The sequence below is a fragment of the Microbacterium sp. AC026 genome, from assembly GCF_979258475.1.
Genome location: NZ_OZ409857.1, coordinates 2682753 through 2702612, shown reverse-complemented (window position 1 = coordinate 2702612; position 19860 = coordinate 2682753). Strand labels below are relative to the sequence as shown.

Genomic DNA, 19860 nt, shown 5'->3' with positions numbered 1-19860 from the left:
TGGCGCTCTCCCGACGCCGTGTCAGCGGGACGCGAGCGCCGCGAGCATCTCGAGCACGCACAGCGCGGCGAGCCTCACCGTGCGCAGGTCGTCGGTGTCAGCGGTCGCATCGACCTCGGCGATGTCGGCGCTGACCACTCGCGGGTCGCCGACGATCGCGCGCACGAGGTGGCGCAGCTCCCACGCGGCGAAGCCGCCGGGAACGGATGCCGGGCAGCCCGGCGCCGCGGAACGGTCGGCCGCGTCGACGTCGACGTCGAGGTGGATGCGGGCGGCGGCACCCGCTCCGGCGATGCGCGTCGCCTCCGCGACGACGTCCTCGATGCCCCGGCGGCGAACCTCGTCGAGGGTGATCACGCGGATTCCCCACCCGGCAGCACGCGCCGCGTAGGCGGCGGAGTTCGCGAAGTCCGCGATGCCGATCTGGACGATCCTCGTCGGGTCGATCCTCTCGCCATCGGGCGCGTCTTCGATCAGCCGACGGACGGGCGATCCGTTCGAGATGCCGTCACGCAGATCGAAGTGCGCGTCGATGGTGATGAGTCCGGTAGCCCCGGCGCCGCGCGCCACCGGATAGGTCAGGGCGTTGTCGCCCCCGAGTGCGATGACGAGACGGGTGGCGTCAGCGAGCTCGCGCACGCGCCGGACGGTGGTCGCGATGCCGTCCTCGCCGTCCGGCTCGTCGACGTCCCCGGCATCGAGCACGCGGAGTGCCGCCCCGAGATCGACCACGGGCGGCCCCATGAGCGTCGCGCTGTACCGGGTGAGCGCCTCGCGGATCGCGGCAGTCGTCGCGTGCGCTCCGGTCGGTGACAGCGAGGTGCGCCAGGTCGGCACGCCGAGCAGCACGGCATCCGCGTCATCCCCTGTCTCGAACCCGGGCCAGGAGCCCGCGCGCGGCCAGAGCTCATCGTGCGACAGTGCCATGGTTCGTCCCCTCTGCCGTTCCGGGTGCCGCGAAGATCCCGACGCCGTCCTTCCACACCCGCTCGACGAGCGGGACTCCTGGTCGGTAGGCGAGATGGATGCGGGTCGGCGCCGACAGCAGCACGAGGTCCGCCCGCGCGCCCGGCGTGATCACGCCGACATCGTCGCGGCGCAGCGCCAGAGCGCCCCGGCGGTCGCCGCCCACACCGCCTCGGCGGGGGTCAGGCCCATGTCGCGCACCGCGAGCGCGATGCAGAACGGCATCGACGACGTGAAGCTCGATCCCGGATTCGTGTCGCAGGCGATCGCCACGGTCACGCCCGCGTCGATGAGTCGTCGCGCGTCGGGATACGGCTGGCGCGTCGAGAACTCCACCCCGGGGAGCAGCGTGAGCACCGTGTCGGATGCTGCCAGCGCCTCGATGTCGGAGTCGGTCAGGTAGGTGCCGTGGTCGACGGATGCCGCGCCGAGGTCGACGGCGAGGCGTACTCCCTCACCCGGGCCGAGCTGACTCGCGTGCACTCGGGGAACGAGCCCCTGTGCGATGCCCGCCTCGAGCACCCTTCGCGACTGCTCGACCGAGAACGCACCCGTCTCACAGAACACGTCGATCCACTTCGCCAGCGGAGCGCACGCGTCGAGCATCGGCCCTGTCACCAAGTCGACGTACTCGTCCGCGCGGTCGGCGTACTCCACCGGCACCACGTGCGCTCCGAGGAAGGTGACCTCGGGCGTGACTTCCGCCGCGAGGCGCACCAGGCGCTCCTCGTCTCGCACGCTCAGGCCATAGCCGCTCTTGATCTCGACCGTCGTGGTGCCCTGGGCGAGCATCTCGTCGACGAAACCCCGCAGACGCGCGCGCAGCTCGTCGTCGCTCGCCGCTCGTGTCGCGACCACGGTCGAGCGGATGCCGCCGGCGGCGTATCGCTGCCCCGCCATCCGGGCCTCGAACTCCGCGGCGCGGTCGCCTCCGAAGACCAGGTGGCTGTGGCTGTCGACGAAACCGGGGATGACGGCGCGACCCGCCGCGTCGATGACGACGTCGGCCTCCGGCGCATCCGCAGCGGAGCCGACCCATGCGATCCGCTCGCCGTCGATGAGCACGGCCGCGTCGACGAGCGTGCCGAAGCGGTCGCCGTCGGGCGAGGCGACGTTGGTCGTCAGCTCGGCGATGTTCGTGATCAGCGAGGTCCTCACAGCATCGGCACCTTGAGTCCACGCTCACGGGCGATGTCCCGAGCGTGCTCGTATCCGGCGTCGACATGGCGCATGACGCCGGTGCCCGGATCGTTGGTGAGCACGCGTTCGAGCTTCTCGGCGGCGAGCGCCGATCCGTCGGCGACGGTCACCTGCCCTGCATGGATCGAGCGCCCGATGCCGACTCCGCCGCCATGGTGCAGCGACACCCACGACGCACCGGATGCCGTGTTGAGCAGCGCGTTCAGCAGGGGCCAGTCGGCGATGGCGTCCGAGCCGTCCTTCATGGCCTCGGTCTCGCGATACGGCGACGCCACGGAGCCGGAGTCGAGGTGGTCGCGGCCGATCACGATCGGCGCGGCCAGCTCCCCCGAGGCCACCATCTCATTGAACTTGAGGCCGGCGAGGTGGCGCTCCTTGTATCCGAGCCAGCAGATGCGCGCGGGCAGTCCCTCGAAGTGCACCTTCTCGCCGGCCTTCTCGAGCCAGCGGTGGAGAGCCTTGTCCTCGGGGAACAGCTCGGCGATCGCACGGTCGGTCTTGTAGATGTCCTCGGGGTCGCCCGAGAGCGCCGCCCAGCGGAAGGGTCCGCGACCCTCTTCGAACTGCGGGCGGATGTACGCCGGCACGAAGCCCGGGAACTCGAAGGCGCGATCGAATCCGCCGAGCTGCGCCTCGGCCCGGATCGAGTTGCCGTAGTCGAAGACCGCGGCCCCGGCATCCTGGAACGCGACCATCGCCGCGACATGCTGAGCCATGGACTCGCGCGAGCGGCGGGTGAACTCCTCCGCATCCCGCTCAGCCTCGGACTTCCAGTCGGCGACGGCCATGCCGACCGGGAGGTAGGCGAGCGGGTCGTGCGCGCTGGTCTGATCGGTGACGATGTCGATCGGCACCCCGCGGCGCAGCAGCTCGGGGAAGACCTCGGCCGCGTTGCCGACCACGCCCACCGAGAGCGCTTCGCCCGCATCCTTCGCCGCGACGACCCGCGCGATCGCCGCATCGAGATCGGTGGTGTACTCGTCGAGGTAGCCGTGCTGCACACGACGGGCGAGATGCGACTCGTCGACGTCGACGATCAGCGCGGCGCCGTCGTTGAGCGTCACCGCGAGCGGCTGCGCGCCGCCCATGCCGCCCGCACCGCCGGTCAGCGTCAGCGTTCCCTTGAGCGAGTCCTTGCCCAGCGAGCGGGCGACCGCGGAGAACGTCTCGTACGTGCCCTGCAGAATGCCCTGGGTGCCGATGTAGATCCACGACCCCGCGGTCATCTGGCCGTACATGATCAGACCGAGCTCTTCGAGCTTGCGGAACTCGGGCCAGTTGGCCCAGTCGCCCACGAGGTTCGAGTTGGCGATCAGCACGCGCGGCGCCCACTCGTGCGTGCGGAAGACGCCGACCGGCTTGCCCGACTGCACGAGCAGCGTCTCGTCCGGCTCGAGCTCATCGAGCGTGCGGACGATCGCGTCGTACGCCTCCCAGCTGCGCGCCGCCTTGCCCGTGCCGCCGTAGACCACGAGATCTTCGGGGTGCTCGGCGACCTCGGCGTCGAGGTTGTTCATCAGCATCCGCTTCGCCGCCTCCGCACCCCAGCTCTTGGCGGTGCGCTGGTTGCCACGGGCGGCGCGAACCGTGCGCGGCCCGGTGGTCGGAGTCGTATCCGTCGTGATGTCAGTCATTCGCGTGCTCCTTTGCGATGCGGGCGATGGCGCCGGACTGCACGAGTGCGGTCACGGCCTCCATGTCGGGTGAGAGGAATCGGTCGGGCCCGGGGCCCGCGGCGACCGTGCGCACCAGGTCGCGCACCGCTCCGGTCGCGGGGCCGGCCTGCAGCGGAGCGCGCAGATCCAGCGCACGGGCACCGGTGAGCACCTCGATCGCGATGACACGGCCGAGGCCGTCGATCGCACGGCGCAGCTTGCGAGCAGCAGCCCACCCCATCGAGACGTGGTCCTCCTGCATCGCCGAGGACGGGATGGAATCGACGGATGCCGGAACGGCGAGCCGCTTGAGCTCCGAGACCATTCCAGCCGCCGCGTACTGCGCGATCATCAGCCCCGAGTCGACACCGACCTCGTCGGCGAGGAAGGGCGGCAGCCCGTGGTTGCGTGCCGGATCGAGCGCCCGGTCCGTGCGCCGCTCGGAGATGGAGGCCACGTCGGCGACCGAGATGGCCAGGAAGTCCAGCACCGCTGCGACCGGTGCACCGTGGAAGTTGCCGTTCGACTCGATGCGCCCATCGACCGTGATCACCGGGTTGTCGATGACGCTGGCGAGCTCGCGCTCGGCGATGGTCGATGCGTAGCCCATCGTGTCGCGCGCGGTGCCGTGGACCTGCGGCGAACAACGCAGGGAGTATGCGTCCTGCACGCGCCCGTCCTCCGGTCCCTTGTGGCTGTGCACGATCGGCGAATCGTTCAGGAAGGCCCGCAGGTTCGCCGCCGACTCGGCCTGGCCGGACTGGGGACGCAGCGCCATGAGGTCGGCCGCGAAGACCGCATCCGTGCCGAGCTGCGACTCCACCGACATCGCCGCGGCCATGTCGGCGGTGATCAGCAGGGTCTCGAGATCGTGCAGCGCCAGCACGAGCATGCCCAGCATGCCGTCGGTGCCGTTGATGAGCGCGAGGCCCTCCTTCTCGACGAGAGTGAGGGGATGGATGCCGGCTGCGGCCAGCGCGTCGGATGCCGGGATGAGCGTCCCCCGGCGTCACGCACATCGCCCTCTCCCATCGCCGCGAGCGCGATGTGCGCGAGCAGGGCGAGGTCACCGGAACACCCCAGCGATCCGTATTCGCGCACGATCGGGGTGATGCCCGCGTTCAGCAGAGCAACGTAGGTCTCGACCACGACGGGGCGAACACCCGTCCGGCCGGAGGAGAGCGTCTGAAGGCGCAGCAGCTGCAGGCCGCGGACGACCTCGCGTTCGACCTCGGCGCCGGTGCCGGCCGCGTGCGAGCGGATGAGGCTCGCCTGCAGCTGAAGGCGGCGGTCGGGGGCGATGAACGTCGTCGCGAGCGCGCCGAAACCCGTCGAGACGCCGTAGTGCGGGTGCGGATCTGCCGCGAGTCCGTCGATCACGCGCCGCGTCTCCGCGACCCGGTCGAGAGCGGCGGAGCTGATCGTAACGCTCGCGCCATGGCGCGCCACCGCGACGACGTCGGCGGGGCTCAGGGGTGCATCGCCGACGAGGACGGCGGGAAGATCGGTCATGTCTCGATTCCACACCCGACGGGTCGCGCGTGGCAGGCGATCGTGACATCCTGTGTCTGTGATCCCAGACAACATGGAGGCCGCCGCGCAGGTGCCCGCCGCCCACAACACGCTGCGGATCCTGAGTTATCTGGCCGGGCGCCCCGCGCCCGTCGCCGCCTCGGCGATCGCCCGCGAACTCGAGCTGCCCCGGTCGACCGTCTATCACCTGCTCACGACCCTCGCTGCGCACGGGTTCGTGCTGCATATGAAGGAAGACCGGCGCTGGGGCCTCGGCACCTCGGCATTCGAACTCGCCGGCGGATACGCGCGGCAGCAGCCGCTCGCGCGCATCGGGCGGCCTCTTGTGGCCGCCCTCTCAGATCGTCTCGGGGAGAGCACCCACCTGGCGGTGATGAGCGGCGGCGACGTGCTCTATATCGTCGAGGAGCGCGCTCCCCGACGGCAGGCTCTCGTGACGGATGTCGGCGTCCGCTTGCCTGCGCACCTCACCGCCTCGGGGCGGGCCATGCTGGCTGCGCTCCCCGCGAGCAGGTGCGTGCGCTGTATCCGAGCGCGTCCGCGTTCCCCGACCGTACGGGACGCGGCCCCCGGAAGCCGAGCGAACTGCGCGAACTCCTGCGCACCGTTCGTGAACGCGGCTATGCAACCGAGGACAGCGAGGTGGCAGACGGACTGCGCAGCGTCGGCGCCGTCGTCCGCGATCATGCGGGCTGGCCCGTGGCCGCGGTCGCTGTGACCTGGGCCGGCGGCGAGCTCGATGAGCGTATCCTCGCGGACGCCGTGATCGAGACGGCGTCCGTGCTCGAGTCACGGCTCAAGCGCTGATGCGGCGCATTCTCTGCTGCGCCCGGTCAGTCGACGGCTGCGCTTGCGCTTGCGCACACGTTAACGCAGAAAAGCCACCCAACATTGGGTGGCTTTTCTGTGTAAAAGAAGTCCGGCGGTGTCCTACTCTCCCACAGGGTCCCCCCTGCAGTACCATCGGCGCTGTGAGGCTTAGCTTCCGGGTTCGGAATGTAAACCGGGCGTTTCCCTCACGCTATGGCCGCCGAAACACTATTGATGTTTCAATCAAACCTATAGACAAATCATTGTTGTCTGTAGGGTTCTCGACCGTACATCGAGAACCACTCAGTGGACGCGTAGCACCAACAAACGGTGTGTTATCAAGTCATCGGCTTATTAGTACCAGTCAGCTGCATGCATTACTGCACTTCCACATCTGGCCTATCAACCCAGTAGTCTGGCTGGGAGCCTCTCACCCGAAGGTATGGAAATCTCATCTTGAGGCCGGCTTCCCGCTTAGATGCTTTCAGCGGTTATCCATCCCGAACGTAGCTAATCAGCGGTGCTCCTGGCGGAACAACTGACACACCAGAGGTTCGTCCAACCCGGTCCTCTCGTACTAGGGTCAGATCCTCTCAAATTTCCTACGCGCGCAGCGGATAGGGACCGAACTGTCTCACGACGTTCTAAACCCAGCTCGCGTACCGCTTTAATGGGCGAACAGCCCAACCCTTGGGACCTACTCCAGCCCCAGGATGCGACGAGCCGACATCGAGGTGCCAAACCATGCCGTCGATATGGACTCTTGGGCAAGATCAGCCTGTTATCCCCGAGGTACCTTTTATCCGTTGAGCGACAGCGCTTCCACAAGCCACTGCCGGATCACTAGTCCCGACTTTCGTCCCTGCTCGACCTGTCAGTCTCACAGTCAAGCTCCCTTGTGCACTTACACTCGACACCTGATTGCCAACCAGGTTGAGGGAACCTTTGGGCGCCTCCGTTACTTTTTGGGAGGCAACCGCCCCAGTTAAACTACCCACCAGGCACTGTCCCTGAACCGGATTACGGTTCGAAGTTAGATATCCAGAGTGACCAGAGTGGTATTTCAACAATGACTCCACATGAACTGGCGTCCATGCTTCACAGTCTCCCACCTATCCTACACAAGCCACACCGAACACCAATACCAAGCTGTAGTAAAGGTCACGGGGTCTTTCCGTCCTGCTGCGCGTAACGAGCATCTTTACTCGTAATGCAATTTCGCCGAGTTCGCGGTTGAGACAGTTGGGAAGTCGTTACGCCATTCGTGCAGGTCGGAACTTACCCGACAAGGAATTTCGCTACCTTAGGATGGTTATAGTTACCACCGCCGTTTACTGGGGCTTAAATTCTCAGCTTCGCCTTGCGGCTAACCGGTCCTCTTAACCTTCCAGCACCGGGCAGGCGTCAGTCCGTATACATCGTCTTGCGACTTGGCACGGACCTGTGTTTTTAGTAAACAGTCGCTACCCACTAGTCTCTGCGGCCTCCAAACGCTTTCGGAGCAAGTCCTAATACGTCGAAGGCCCCCTTCTCCCGAAGTTACGGGGGCATTTTGCCGAGTTCCTTAACCACGATTCTCTCGATCTCCTTGGTATTCTCTACCTGACCACCTGAGTCGGTTTGGGGTACGGGCGGCTAGAACCTCGCGTCGATGCTTTTCTTGGCAGCATAGGATCATCCACTTTTTATCCGCATCGTGTCTCAGCCTATGTGAGAGACGGATTTGCCTATCTCTCGGCCTACGCACTTGCACCAGGACAACCATCGCCTGGCTTGGACTACCTTCCTGCGTCACACCTGTTAATACGCTAACCGCACCAGAATGGGGTCGTGCGCTAGGCCCAACGCGTCACCCCGAAGGGATCAGTCACTGGGATTCAGACACTTAGCACTACTGGATTAGCTTGGGCGGTTCTTCGCCGGTACGGGAATATCAACCCGTTGTCCATCGACTACGCCTGTCGGCCTCGCCTTAGGTCCCGACTTACCCAGGGAAGATTAGCTTGACCCTGGAACCCTTGGTCTTTCGGAGGACGTGTTTCTCACACGTCTTTCGCTACTCATGCCTGCATTCTCACTCGTGTAGCCTCCACGGCTGGTTTACACCGCCGCTTCGCTGGCCACACGACGCTCTCCTACCCATCAACACGGCTGGACCACGAAGGCCTACCAATAATGTCAATGCCACAACTTCGGTGGCGTGCTTGAGCCCCGTTACATTGTCGGCGCGGAATCACTTGACCAGTGAGCTATTACGCACTCTTTCAAGGGTGGCTGCTTCTAAGCCAACCTCCTGGTTGTCAAGGCAACTCCACATCCTTTCCCACTTAGCACGCGCTTTGGGACCTTAGTTGGTGGTCTGGGTTGTTTCCCTCTCGACTATGAAGCTTATCCCCCACAGTCTCACTGCTGCGCTCTCACTTACCGGCATTCGGAGTTTGGCTGACGTCAGTAACCTTGTAGGGCCCATCGGCCATCCAGTAGCTCTACCTCCGGCAAGAAACACGCAACGCTGCACCTAAATGCATTTCGGAGAGAACCAGCTATCACGAAGTTTGATTGGCCTTTCACCCCTATCCACAGCTCATCCCCTCAGTTTTCAACCTAAGTGGGTTCGGTCCTCCACGACGTCTTACCGTCGCTTCAACCTGGCCATGGATAGATCACTTCGCTTCGGGTCTAGGACATGCGACTGAATCGCCCTATTCAGACTCGCTTTCGCTACGGCTACCCCTCAACGGGTTAACCTCGCCACATATCGCTAACTCGCAGGCTCATTCTTCAAAAGGCACGCTGTCACAGCTACTAAGGCTGCTCCAACGGTTTGTAAGCAAACGGTTTCAGGTACTATTTCACTCCCCTCCCGGGGTACTTTTCACCTTTCCCTCACGGTACTTGTCCGCTATCGGTCATCTGGGAGTATTTAGGCTTATCAGGTGGTCCTGACAGATTCACACGGGATTTCACGGGCCCCGTGCTACTTGGGATACTCTTCGCGCCACGGTTGGCATTTCGACTACGGGGTTGGCACCCTCTATGACCGGCCTTTCAAGACCGTTCGTCTATACCATCGTGTAACGCCGCCATCTCGGCAGAGATGACTGAAAAGTCCCACAACCCCCAACGTGCAACGCCTGCCGGCTATCACACACGCTAGGTTTAGCCTGTTCCGGTTTCGCTCGCCACTACTAACGGAATCGCGGTTGCTTTCTCTTCCTGTGGGTACTGAGATGTTTCACTTCCCCACGTTCCCTCTACCCGCCCTATATATTCAGGCGGGAGTCACTAGGTCGGCACGCCGCCCAGCGGGGTTTCCCCATTCGGACACCCTCGGATCAAAACTTGCTTATCAGTTCCCCGAGGCTTATCGCAGATTGCTACGTCCTTCTTCGGCTCCAGATGCCAAGGCATCCACCGTTTGCTCTTAAAGACTTGAAATCACATGAGTTTGAATCAGAATCGACACCAGACCCGAAGGCCTGGCATGAAATTGACTAATGATCTTTAAGATCATCTTGTGCAACCGACCGAAGCCGGCTGCAAGATGCTCGCGTCCACTGTGTAGTTCTCAAAGTACGGGCGGTACCCCTTCTCGCCACCCCCACAGGGGAAACAACAAGAGGCCCAGAGGTACAGAAACGATCCGAAGATCGCATCCGGTCCCTCAGGACCCAACAGCGTGCAAGTGCGACATCCGAAACCCTCCCCGTTCCCACCGCAAGCGGTGTACTAAGCGAGAGCTTCTTCCTTCGCACCATGTCAAATGTTCCACCCATGAGCTCCCAGCGAAGAACGAACGTCTTCGATCTGGGTTCTGGACTCCGAAGAGTCAGATGCTCCTTAGAAAGGAGGTGATCCAGCCGCACCTTCCGGTACGGCTACCTTGTTACGACTTAGTCCTAATTACCGATCCCACCTTCGACGGCTCCCTCCACAAGGGTTAGGCCACCGGCTTCAGGTGTTACCGACTTTCATGACTTGACGGGCGGTGTGTACAAGACCCGGGAACGTATTCACCGCAGCGTTGCTGATCTGCGATTACTAGCGACTCCGACTTCATGAGGTCGAGTTGCAGACCTCAATCCGAACTGGGACCGGCTTTTTGGGATTCGCTCCACCTCGCGGTATTGCAGCCCTTTGTACCGGCCATTGTAGCATGCGTGAAGCCCAAGACATAAGGGGCATGATGATTTGACGTCATCCCCACCTTCCTCCGAGTTGACCCCGGCAGTATCCCATGAGTTCCCACCATTACGTGCTGGCAACATAGAACGAGGGTTGCGCTCGTTGCGGGACTTAACCCAACATCTCACGACACGAGCTGACGACAACCATGCACCACCTGTTTACGAGTGTCCAAAGAGTTGACCATTTCTGGCCCGTTCTCGTATATGTCAAGCCTTGGTAAGGTTCTTCGCGTTGCATCGAATTAATCCGCATGCTCCGCCGCTTGTGCGGGTCCCCGTCAATTCCTTTGAGTTTTAGCCTTGCGGCCGTACTCCCCAGGCGGGGAACTTAATGCGTTAGCTGCGTCACGGAATCCGTGGAATGGACCCCACAACTAGTTCCCAACGTTTACGGGGTGGACTACCAGGGTATCTAAGCCTGTTTGCTCCCCACCCTTTCGCTCCTCAGCGTCAGTTACGGCCCAGAGATCTGCCTTCGCCATCGGTGTTCCTCCTGATATCTGCGCATTCCACCGCTACACCAGGAATTCCAATCTCCCCTACCGCACTCTAGTCTGCCCGTACCCACTGCAGGCCGGAGGTTGAGCCTCCGGATTTCACAGCAGACGCGACAAACCGCCTACGAGCTCTTTACGCCCAATAATTCCGGATAACGCTTGCGCCCTACGTATTACCGCGGCTGCTGGCACGTAGTTAGCCGGCGCTTTTTCTGCAGGTACCGTCACTTTCGCTTCTTCCCTGCTAAAAGAGGTTTACAACCCGAAGGCCGTCATCCCTCACGCGGCGTTGCTGCATCAGGCTTGCGCCCATTGTGCAATATTCCCCACTGCTGCCTCCCGTAGGAGTCTGGGCCGTGTCTCAGTCCCAGTGTGGCCGGTCACCCTCTCAGGCCGGCTACCCGTCGACGCCTTGGTGAGCCATTACCTCACCAACAAGCTGATAGGCCGCGAGCCCATCCCCAACCAATAAATCTTTCCAGTAACTGACCATGCGGTCGCTACTCGTATCCAGTATTAGACGCCGTTTCCAGCGCTTATCCCAGAGTCAGGGGCAGGTTGCTCACGTGTTACTCACCCGTTCGCCACTGATCCCACAGAGCAAGCTCCGTGTTCACCGTTCGACTTGCATGTGTTAAGCACGCCGCCAGCGTTCATCCTGAGCCAGGATCAAACTCTCCGTAAAAAGAAATGCATACGACACCGGGAAAACGGTGACGCAGCGAGTTTGATGCTGACCAAAGAGACAAATCATTGCTGACTTTATCCGTTGCCAACCCCACAAGGAGGTTGGTCTTTGATCCAAAGGAATCTCATCCAGCCGAAGCTGAATCGAGGTTATTTGGCATTTGACAAGTGCACGCTGTTGAGTTCTCAAGGATCGGATGCTCCCACGACCCAGTCATCACAACCAGGCCCGAAGGGCAACTTCTCTATCTTATCTGTGCCATTCGGCCTGTCAAATCGACACGCCGTGAGGCTCAGAACCAGATCTGCAGCTCGGGGCTCAAGGCCGCCGAGGCAACTTCACTAGCTTATCCGTTCCGGAGTCGCTGTCAAATCGACCGTTTCTCCGAAGTGGAAGCTCCAGGTCAGACAGAAGTGTGTCTGTGATCTGCTCCGAGGAGCTGATCGAGTGGAGGTGGTTCTCCGCTTGAGGGGGTAAGGCTCTCGGCCTCTCCGCTTCCCTGTGGGGCGAACAAGTAATAAGTTACGTGGGTTCCGGGGTTCCGGCAAATCCGGGCTGTCCGCCGGGCGTGTCGCCCGGCGGACAGGGCGTCACGCCCCGAGAACCAGCTTCAGCTGCTCGACCGCCCAGTCGAGTTCGGTCGCGCGGATCACCAGCGGAGGGGCGATGCGGATCGTCTGACCGTGGGTGTCCTTGACGAGCACACCCCGGTCGAGGAGCTTCTCCGCGATCTCGCGGCCGGTCCCCTTGGCGGGGTCGATGTCGACGCCGGCCCACAGCCCGGCGATGCGCACCTCGGTCACCCCGTGCCCGATCAGCGGCTCGAGGCCGGCGGCGAGGTGGGCGCCGAGTGCGCGAGCGCGCTCCTGGAACTCCCCGGACTCGAGCATCTCGACGACCCGCAGGCCGACGGCCGCGGCGAGTGGGTTGCCCCCGAACGTCGAACCGTGTTCACCCGGGCGGATGACTCCGAGCACATCCGCGTTGCCGACGACCGCCGACACCGGAAGGATCCCGCCGCCCAGCGCCTTGCCCAGGAGATACAGGTCGGGCACGACGCCCTCCCGATCGCAGGCGAAGGTCTCGCCGACCCGGCCGAGACCCGACTGGATCTCATCGGCGATGAACAGCACGTTCTTCTCGTCGCAGATCTCGCGGATGCGGCGCAGGTATCCCTCCGGGGGGATCACCACTCCGCCCTCGCCCTGGATCGGCTCGATCAGCACGGCGGCGGTGTTCTCGGTGATGGCCGCTGCGACGGCATCCGCGTCCCCATAGGGAACCACGTCGAATCCCGGCGTGTACGGGCCGAAGTCCGTCCGCGCCTCGGGGTCGTCGCTGAAGCTGACGATGGTCGTGGTGCGGCCGTGGAAGTTGCCGGCCGCGACGATGATGCGCGCCTGGTCGTCCGCGATGCCCTTGACGCGATACCCCCATGCGCGAGCGACCTTGATGCCGGTCTCGACCGCTTCGGCGCCGGTGTTCATCGGCAGCACCATGTCTTTGCCGGCGAGAGTCGACAGCGCGGCGGCGAACGGCTCGAGCCGATCGCTCATGAAGGCGCGGCTCGTGAGGGTGACGCGACCGAGCTGCTCGGTCAGGGCCGCCACGAGAGCCGGATGCCGGTGCCCGAAGTTCACCGCCGAATAGGCGGCGAGCAGATCGAGGTACCGCTTGCCCTCGACATCCGTCACCCACGCACCCTCACCCCGGGCGATGTTGACCGGCAGCGGGTGGTAGTTGTGGGCGACGTGCGGCTCCGCCGTCACCTCGGCGCTCACGCCCGAGTCGACGGCGGTCACACCGCACCGCGCAGTTCGAGGGTGCAGCACTTGATGCCGCCGCCGCCGAGCAGCAGCTCGGACAGGTCGATCATGATCGGGTTGTAGCCGCGCTCGCGCAGCTGCTTCTCGAAGCCCTTCGCGCGCGGCGAGATGATCACGTTGTAGCCGTCGCTCGCGGAGTTGAGACCGAAGACGGATCCGTCCTCGTCGGACACGAGGATCGCCTCGGGGAAGCGCTCCTCGAGGATCGCCCGGCTCTCGTCATCGAACGCGCCGGGCAGATACGCGATGTTCGCGCGCTCGGGGCCGCCGTTCTCTACGCCCTGCACGGGGTCGAGCACCGCGATCGCGGTGTCCAGGTGGTAGAAGCGCGGGTCGACCAGGTTGAGCGACACGACCTCACGGCCGAAGACGTCGCCGACCTCGCGGTGGCTGTCGCCGGTCGAGCGGAACCCCGTGCCGGCGAGGATCACGTCGCCGACGAGCAGGAAGTCGCCCTCGCCCTCGTTGACCTCTTCGGGGATCACGGTGTCGTAGCCCGCGGCGCGGAACCAGTCGGCGAACGCGGGCGCCTCGCCCTGGCGCTCGACGAAGCGGAACTTCGGCACGTAGGCGCGGCCGTCGATCAGGAACCCGCCGTTCGCCGTGTAGACCATGTCGGGGAACCCGGCGAGAGGCTCGATCAGCTCGACCTCATGGCCGAGCTCGAGGTACAGGTCGTGCAGCTTCTGCCACTGCTCGACCGCCCTGGCCGTGTCGGTCGGCTTCGAGGGCTCCATCCACGGGTTGATCGAGTAGTTCACCGTGAAGTGCGACGGCTTGCACATCAGGTAGTGACGGTGGTGTGCGGTGCGGACCGGGGCTGCGGTCTCGGATGCCGGCGCAGTGGTTTCGACAGACATGGGGCTCCTCGAACGGATGCGGCGGACGCTGTCCAGGGGCCCGGCGGTCCTTCGACCCGCGCCGCTCGATGAGAGCCGGCGCCCGGGGAAGATGCGACTCGGGCACGCCAGCATCCATTCTGTCACCCGTCCCCTGGACGCCGCCAGAGCGCGGGCGCTTCTCGCTCAGGCTCCGCGGATGACGACCTTGCCGACCGTATGACCGGCCTCGAGGTGCGCGAGGGCCGCGCGAGCCTCGTCGAATCCGAATTCGCGCTCGATCACGGGTGTGATCCGCCCCTCGGCGGTGAGCTCGAGCAGCTTCGCCAGGATCTCCGGACGAGGGCTCGCAGCCAGCGGGCGGATGCGGCGGCTCGAACCGATCGACAGGAACGCCGCCTTCACCATCCGCGGGATCGGGCCGAGCACGTGGCCGCCGTCACCCGTCACGAGCACCACCCGTCCGCCGGAGATCACGAGGCGCTGCAGGTCGCGCAGCGGCATCCCTCCGGCGATGTCGATCACCGCGTCGAAGTGCGCTGCGGGCAGCTCCGTCAGCGGCGAGCGACGATGGTCGAGGGTGCGCACGGCGCCGAGGTGCTCGACGAGGCGCGCGTTGCGTTCGCCGCACGTCGCCCAGACCTCGGCACCGCGCAGCGCCGCGAGCTGCACCACGAAGGTGCCCACTCCCCGGAGGCGCCGAGCACCAGGACTCGAGGGACATGGCCCGCCGCAGTGTGCTTGACGGAGCGGAAGCCGATGCCCGCGTGGTCGAGGGCCTGCCATGCGGTGCCTGCGGCGATCGGCAGGCAGGCCGCGGTCACGGAGGTCACATCCGGCGGGATCGGGACGAGGCGCGTCGCGGGCACAGCGACATGCGATGCGAGTCCCCCTCCTCCGACGAGCTCGCCCACCACACGCTCGCCGACCTCGGCGCCGATCTCCTGGGATCCGACGGCGACGACGGTGCCGGCCACCTCCATTCCCCGCACCGGATGCTTGGGGCGCGTCAGGCCGAAGACCGGACGCACGAGCAGGGGGTCTCCGAGCATGAGGCGGATGTCACCGGCGTTGAGGGCGGTCGCCTCGACGCGCAGCACCACCTCGCCCGGACGCGCAATCGGAACGGGGATCTGCTCGAGGTGCACTCCGTCGGACGGGCCGTACGTCTCACGCACCCAGGCAGGCATCGTCTCGGTCATCTCACACCTCCGTGGTCGTGGGCTCGGGGTACTGGAACAGGTCGTCGATGCCGACGCCGAATGCCCGGGCGATCTGGAAGGCCAGTTCGAGGGTCGGCGAGTACTTCTCCTGCTCGATCGCGATCAGCGTCTGGCGAGTCACGCCGACACGGCGGGCGAGCTCAGCCTGGGTCAGACCGGCGGCCTCCCGATGCGCACGGATGCGGTTGGAGACGAGCGTCGGCTTGACCATCAGACGAGACCCCGGCGATAGGCCACGACCCGCGCGATCCCGCCCACGATCGTCGCGACCGCGAAGCCCGCGAACATGGCGTGGGCGATCCAGAAGACGTCCGCGTTCATCGCGCAGAGCAGGATCACGCCGGTGCCCGCGATGGCCACGAACGCCTGCTCGACACGACTCCCCATGCGACCGATGTCCCGATCGCGGATGTCGGACTTGCCCACGCCCTCGGGGTCACGTGCGCCGGCGATCATGCCCCAGATGATGCTGATCGCGATGGTCACGACGATTCCGCCGCCGATCATCCACAGCATCAGCGGCGGCCAGTCGACCTCGGTCACGGGACCGCCGGCCGCCTGCTGCAGCACCGCGACGACGTACGCCGTGATGGCGATCAGGCTGACGACGAGACCGACCCAGACGTTGCGCTCCTCGTAGACCATGACACCCTCCCGTGTAAAAGATTCTTGACACGAGGTTACGCCTGCGGCATCCGCGGTGTCAAGAATTCTTTACACCGCGCTCGCGCGGCGTCAGATGACGGAAGCACTCCAGGCGTCGGGGTTGCCGTAGCGGTGCGCGGTGATCGCGAGGGCCTGCTCGTGCACGAAGGGCAGCAGCTCGATGCGCCCGGCGGAGGTGACCTCGCCGTCGTACACCGCGAGGTCGGGATCGCCGCCGACGGCTGTCGCCAGTGCGCGGTGCAGCGCTGCCACGGAGTCGCGGGGCCCGACCAGTCGCACCCGGCTCGGTCGCAATTCGTCGTCGAGGGATTCGAGCGTCGCGGACGACTGCTCGGCGCGCCGCCGCATCCGCTCGATCCACTCGTCGTCGCTCTCCATGTGGACGACGGCGCCGAGCTCGCCGAGAGCGCGGCGAACCGGCGCCGGAAGACCGACGGGCGTCGACAGCACGAACCGGGCGCCGGCGCGCACCGCGGCGACGACGACGCGCAGCAGCTCCTGCCAGCCGGCATCCGCGGTGGCTCTGATCGCGACCGGAACCGGGCGGTAGCGGAACAGGTTGCGCTCGATCCCGAGGTGCGACACGTCGCGCACCTGCCCGAACTCGCGGTCCCAGGCGAGCGCATCCGAGAGCGCAGAACGACGCAGCCACTCGAAGGCCTCGAAGTCGAGCGACGGCTGCGCCGACTCGATGAGGTCGGTGATGCGCGAGTCCAGCCCGCGCAGATGGAGAGTGCTCGAGACGGTGCCGGACCCGCTCGACCGCCAGGATCCGAGTCCGATGAGGTAGTTCGGGCCGCCGGCCTTGGCGCCGGGGCCCACCGACGAGCGCTTCCACCCGCCGAACGGCTGGCGCTGCACGATCGCACCGGTGATGCCGCGGTTCACGTAGAGGTTGCCGGCCTGCACGCGGTCGAGCCAGAGCGCGAGCTCAGCCGGGTCCTGCGTGTGCAGTCCGGCGGTCAGACCGTACTCGACCGCATTCTGCAGATCGATCGCCCGCTCCAGCGTCGGCGCGTGCATGACGCCGAGCACCGGGCCGAAGAACTCCTCGGTGTGGAACCGCGAACCCGGCTGCACTCCCACACGGATGCCGGGTCGCCAGAGGCGCCCCGTGGGGTCGTCGGTCGAGACGGCGGGCTCGATGAGCCACTGCTCGTCGCCCTCGAGCTCGGTGAGCGCCCACGCGAGCTTGCCCCCGGGTCGCTCGATCACGGGTCCGACCTCGGCGAGCGGATCGGTGGGCCAGCCGACATGCAGCGACCGAGTGGCATCGGCCAATTGACGGGCGAAGCGCTGGGAGCGTCCGACGGGTCCGACGAGGATCGCGAGGGAGGCCGCCGAGCACTTCTGCCCCGCGTGCCCGAAGGCGCTGCGAACCAGATCGGCGACCGCGAGATCGAGATCAGCCGAGGGGGTGATGATCATCGCGTTCTTGCCGCTGGTCTCGGCGAGCAGCGGAAGTTCGGGGCGCCACGAGCGGAACAGCGCCGCCGTCTCCCACGAACCGGTGAGGATGACCCGATCGACGGACTCGTGCGAGATCAGCTCACGGCCGAGATCGCCCTCTTCGATGTCGACGAGGGCGAGCACGTCACGGGGAACGCCGACCTCCCAGAGCGTCTCGGCGATGACCGCCGCGCAGCGGCGAGCCTGCGGAGCCGGCTTGAAGACGACTCCGGAGCCCGCGGCGAGCGCGGCGAGCACGCCGCCCGCGGGGATCGCGAGAGGAAGTTCCACGGTGGGGTGACGACCGTCACGCGCGCCGGGTCGAACGTGGCGCCGGCGACGGCATCCAACTCCCGCGCCTTGGCGGCGTAGTAGCGCGCGAAGTCCACGGCCTCGCTGACCTCGACGTCGGCCTCGGCGAAGACCTTGCCGGTCTCGGAGGCGGCGACCTCGATCAGGTCTCCGCGGCGCCCTTCCAGAGCGGCGGCCGCGCGCAGCAGCACTTCGGCCCGCTCGGCGGCGGGGCGAGCACCCCAGAGCGCCGCGGCGTCGTGCACGCCCGCGATCGTGGCCTCGAGCGTGTCCGCATCGTCGATCCGGGCGGCCTCGATCGTCGAGACGCCGAGGGTGGAGTCGTCGATCCGGGCGGTGATCTCGCGGGCCCAGTCCCGGTTGGCCGGAAGCGACGGGTCGCTGTCGGGCGTGTTCGCGAAGCCCGGCGCGCCGCCGGTCGCCTCATCGATCTCGCGTGGGGCGTAGACCGCGGTCTCCAGGAACGGCCCGGTCGGGTCATCCGATCCGCGCGAGATTCCGAGCACCGCCTGGGTCAGCCCCTCCTCGGGCGCAGGCGCCACGGGCACGGGCCGCATGGACTCGTGCACGGGTGCGAGTCGGTCCTGGCTGCGCAGCGCCCCCACCTGCAGCGTCGGGGACGCCGAGCGGTCGACCGCATCGAGGAACCTGTCGCGCTCACGCACGAACAGCGCCTCGTCGTCACCGAGGCGGAATGCTGCGGACAGGAAGTTGTCGCTCGACGCGTTCTCTTCGAGCCTCCGCACCAGGTAGCTGATGGCGACGTCGAACTCGCTCGGCTTCACGACCGGGACATAGAGAAGCACCTCGCCGACCTCGCGGGAGACGGCCTGCACCTGCCCCTGCGCCATGCCGAGGAGCATCTCGAATTCGATCGGCGGCTGCGAGTTCGCGGCGGTCGCCGATCCCGGATCGAGAGCGCGGACACCCCGCTCCCCGCGAGCAGCCACGCATAGGCGATGCCGAACAGGTTGTGACCCGCGATCCCCAGACGCACGGCGGCGACGTTCTCGGGGCGCAGCGCCCAGTCGAGGCAGCGCAGATAGTTGGCGTCGGTGTCGAGCTTCGTGTCGTACGTCGCCTGCGTCCATCCGTGCATCCGCGCCTCGACCCGCTCCATCGCGAGGTTGGCTCCCTTGACGAGCCGCACCTTGATAGGGGCGCCGCCGTGGTCGACGCGCTCGCGAGCCCAGGCGGTGAGCTGCTGCAGCGCCGGCAGGGCGTCGGGCAGATAGGCCTGCAGCGCGATGCCGGCCTCGAGACCTTCGAGCCGCGGATCCTCGAGGATGCGTGTGAACACCGCGATCGTCAGATCGAGGTCGCGATACTCCTCCATGTCGAGGTTGATGAAGGTGCGATCCGACGCGGCGGTCAGATACAGCGGAAGGAGGCGCTCGACGACCGACTCCACGACCTCGTCGAACGCCCACATCGAGATGTGGCTGACGATCGCCGACACCTTCACCGAGACGTAGTCGACATCGGGACGACGGATCAGCTCATGGATGCCGTCGAGCCGCCGCTGCGCCTCGGCCTCGCCGAGCACGGCCTCTCCCAGCAGATTGAGGTTGAGTCGTGCGCCCGATTCGCGGATCTTCGCGATCGCAGGGCCGAGCTTCGCCGGTCGGGCGTCGACGACCAGGTGACCGACCATCTCGCGCAGCACCCGGCGGGCGATGGGCACCACGGGGCTCGGCAGCATCTGTGCGACTCCGCCGCCGATGCGCACGGCCGACCGCAGGTACCACGGCAGGAAGTCGGGCACGATCGGGGCGATGCGGTGCAGCTGGGATGCCGCGGCGCTGAGGCTCTCGGGGCGCATGACCCCGTCGACGAATCCGAGCGTGAACGGCAGCCCGTTGGCATCCTGCAGCACACCGGCCAGGCGCTCGGCCGCGGGGTCGACATCGGCGGCCGCGGCCTCGATCACCCAGCGGCGGGCGAGCTCGACCGCACGGTCCGCGAGCGAGACGGATTCGGGATCCGTGGAGGGCATCGGGTCGGCCATG

At 65.8% G+C, this 19860-nt stretch carries 8 protein-coding genes, 3 rRNA genes and 4 pseudogenes; 1 reads left to right on the top strand and 14 read right to left on the bottom strand.

Going from position 1 to position 19860, the window contains the following annotated elements:
- Positions 1-21: 21 nt before the first annotated feature.
- From ACZZ93_RS13505 to hutH, 4 genes and pseudogenes are all read right to left on the bottom strand, one after another.
- A complete protein-coding gene (locus ACZZ93_RS13505; protein WP_463511299.1) occupies positions 22-927 on the bottom strand; it encodes an arginase family protein in 906 nt (301 codons plus the stop codon).
- Positions 908-2124 (bottom strand): annotated as a pseudogene (hutI, locus tag ACZZ93_RS13500) (imidazolonepropionase). The gene ACZZ93_RS13505 and the pseudogene hutI overlap by 20 nt, the downstream one beginning before the upstream one ends.
- Positions 2121-3800, bottom strand: coding sequence for a urocanate hydratase (gene hutU / locus ACZZ93_RS13495; RefSeq protein WP_463511298.1), 1680 nt, complete (start codon positions 3798-3800; stop codon positions 2121-2123). The pseudogene hutI and the gene hutU overlap by 4 nt, the downstream one beginning before the upstream one ends.
- Positions 3793-5333: pseudogene (gene hutH / locus ACZZ93_RS13490) on the bottom strand (histidine ammonia-lyase). The gene hutU and the pseudogene hutH overlap by 8 nt, the downstream one beginning before the upstream one ends.
- A gap of 73 nt (positions 5334-5406) precedes the next feature.
- Here hutH and ACZZ93_RS13485 point away from each other — a divergent pair.
- Positions 5407-6161: pseudogene (locus ACZZ93_RS13485) on the top strand (IclR family transcriptional regulator).
- 110 nt (positions 6162-6271) lie between these two features.
- On the opposite strand, the gene rrf reads toward ACZZ93_RS13485, so the two are convergent.
- From rrf to ACZZ93_RS13435, 10 genes and pseudogenes are all read right to left on the bottom strand, one after another.
- Positions 6272-6389 (bottom strand): 5S ribosomal RNA (gene rrf, locus ACZZ93_RS13480).
- Positions 6390-6498: 109 nt separating this feature from the next.
- A 23S ribosomal RNA gene (locus ACZZ93_RS13475) occupies positions 6499-9602 on the bottom strand.
- 406 nt (positions 9603-10008) lie between these two features.
- Positions 10009-11533 (bottom strand): 16S ribosomal RNA (locus ACZZ93_RS13470).
- The 16S, 23S and 5S rRNA genes sit together here, the layout of an rRNA operon.
- 593 nt (positions 11534-12126) lie before the next feature.
- Positions 12127-13338 carry an ornithine--oxo-acid transaminase gene (gene rocD / locus ACZZ93_RS13465; protein ID WP_463511297.1) on the bottom strand — a complete coding sequence of 404 codons (1212 nt, stop codon included), beginning with the start codon at positions 13336-13338 and terminating at the stop codon, positions 12127-12129.
- Positions 13335-14222, bottom strand: coding sequence for a dimethylargininase (gene ddaH, locus ACZZ93_RS13460; RefSeq protein WP_372984137.1), 888 nt, complete (start codon positions 14220-14222; stop codon positions 13335-13337). Before ddaH ends, rocD begins: the two co-directional genes overlap by 4 nt.
- 165 nt (positions 14223-14387) lie before the next feature.
- Complete coding sequence (locus ACZZ93_RS13455; protein ID WP_463511749.1) at positions 14388-14873, bottom strand: zinc-binding dehydrogenase; 486 nt, start codon at positions 14871-14873, stop codon at positions 14388-14390.
- Positions 14756-15403, bottom strand: a complete 648-nt coding sequence (locus tag ACZZ93_RS13450; protein ID WP_463511296.1) for an alcohol dehydrogenase catalytic domain-containing protein — start codon at positions 15401-15403, stop codon at positions 14756-14758. Before ACZZ93_RS13450 ends, ACZZ93_RS13455 begins: the two co-directional genes overlap by 118 nt.
- A gap of 1 nt (position 15404) precedes the next feature.
- Positions 15405-15635, bottom strand: coding sequence for a helix-turn-helix transcriptional regulator (locus ACZZ93_RS13445; RefSeq protein ID WP_053097831.1), 231 nt, complete (start codon positions 15633-15635; stop codon positions 15405-15407).
- Positions 15635-16069, bottom strand: coding sequence for a hypothetical protein (locus ACZZ93_RS13440; protein WP_285363442.1), 435 nt, complete (start codon positions 16067-16069; stop codon positions 15635-15637). The genes ACZZ93_RS13445 and ACZZ93_RS13440 overlap by 1 nt, the downstream gene beginning before the upstream one ends.
- Before the next feature lie 90 nt (positions 16070-16159).
- Positions 16160-19859: pseudogene (locus ACZZ93_RS13435) on the bottom strand (proline dehydrogenase family protein).
- Between the last annotated feature and the right edge of the window lies 1 nt (position 19860).

What these genes read in the sequence shown, in the direction of transcription:
- ACZZ93_RS13505 (WP_463511299.1), bottom strand. Translation starts at nt 927, where the DNA reads ATGGCACTGTCGCACGATGAGCTCTGGCCGCGCGCGGGCTCCTGGCCC.
- hutU (WP_463511298.1), bottom strand. Translation starts at nt 3,800, where the DNA reads ATGACTGACATCACGACGGATACGACTCCGACCACCGGGCCGCGCACG.
- ddaH (WP_372984137.1), bottom strand. Translation starts at nt 14,222, where the DNA reads ATGTCTGTCGAAACCACTGCGCCGGCATCCGAGACCGCAGCCCCGGTC.
- ACZZ93_RS13450 (WP_463511296.1), bottom strand. Translation starts at nt 15,403, where the DNA reads ATGACCGAGACGATGCCTGCCTGGGTGCGTGAGACGTACGGCCCGTCC.
- ACZZ93_RS13445 (WP_053097831.1), bottom strand. Translation starts at nt 15,635, where the DNA reads ATGGTCAAGCCGACGCTCGTCTCCAACCGCATCCGTGCGCATCGGGAG.
- ACZZ93_RS13440 (WP_285363442.1), bottom strand. Translation starts at nt 16,069, where the DNA reads ATGGTCTACGAGGAGCGCAACGTCTGGGTCGGTCTCGTCGTCAGCCTG.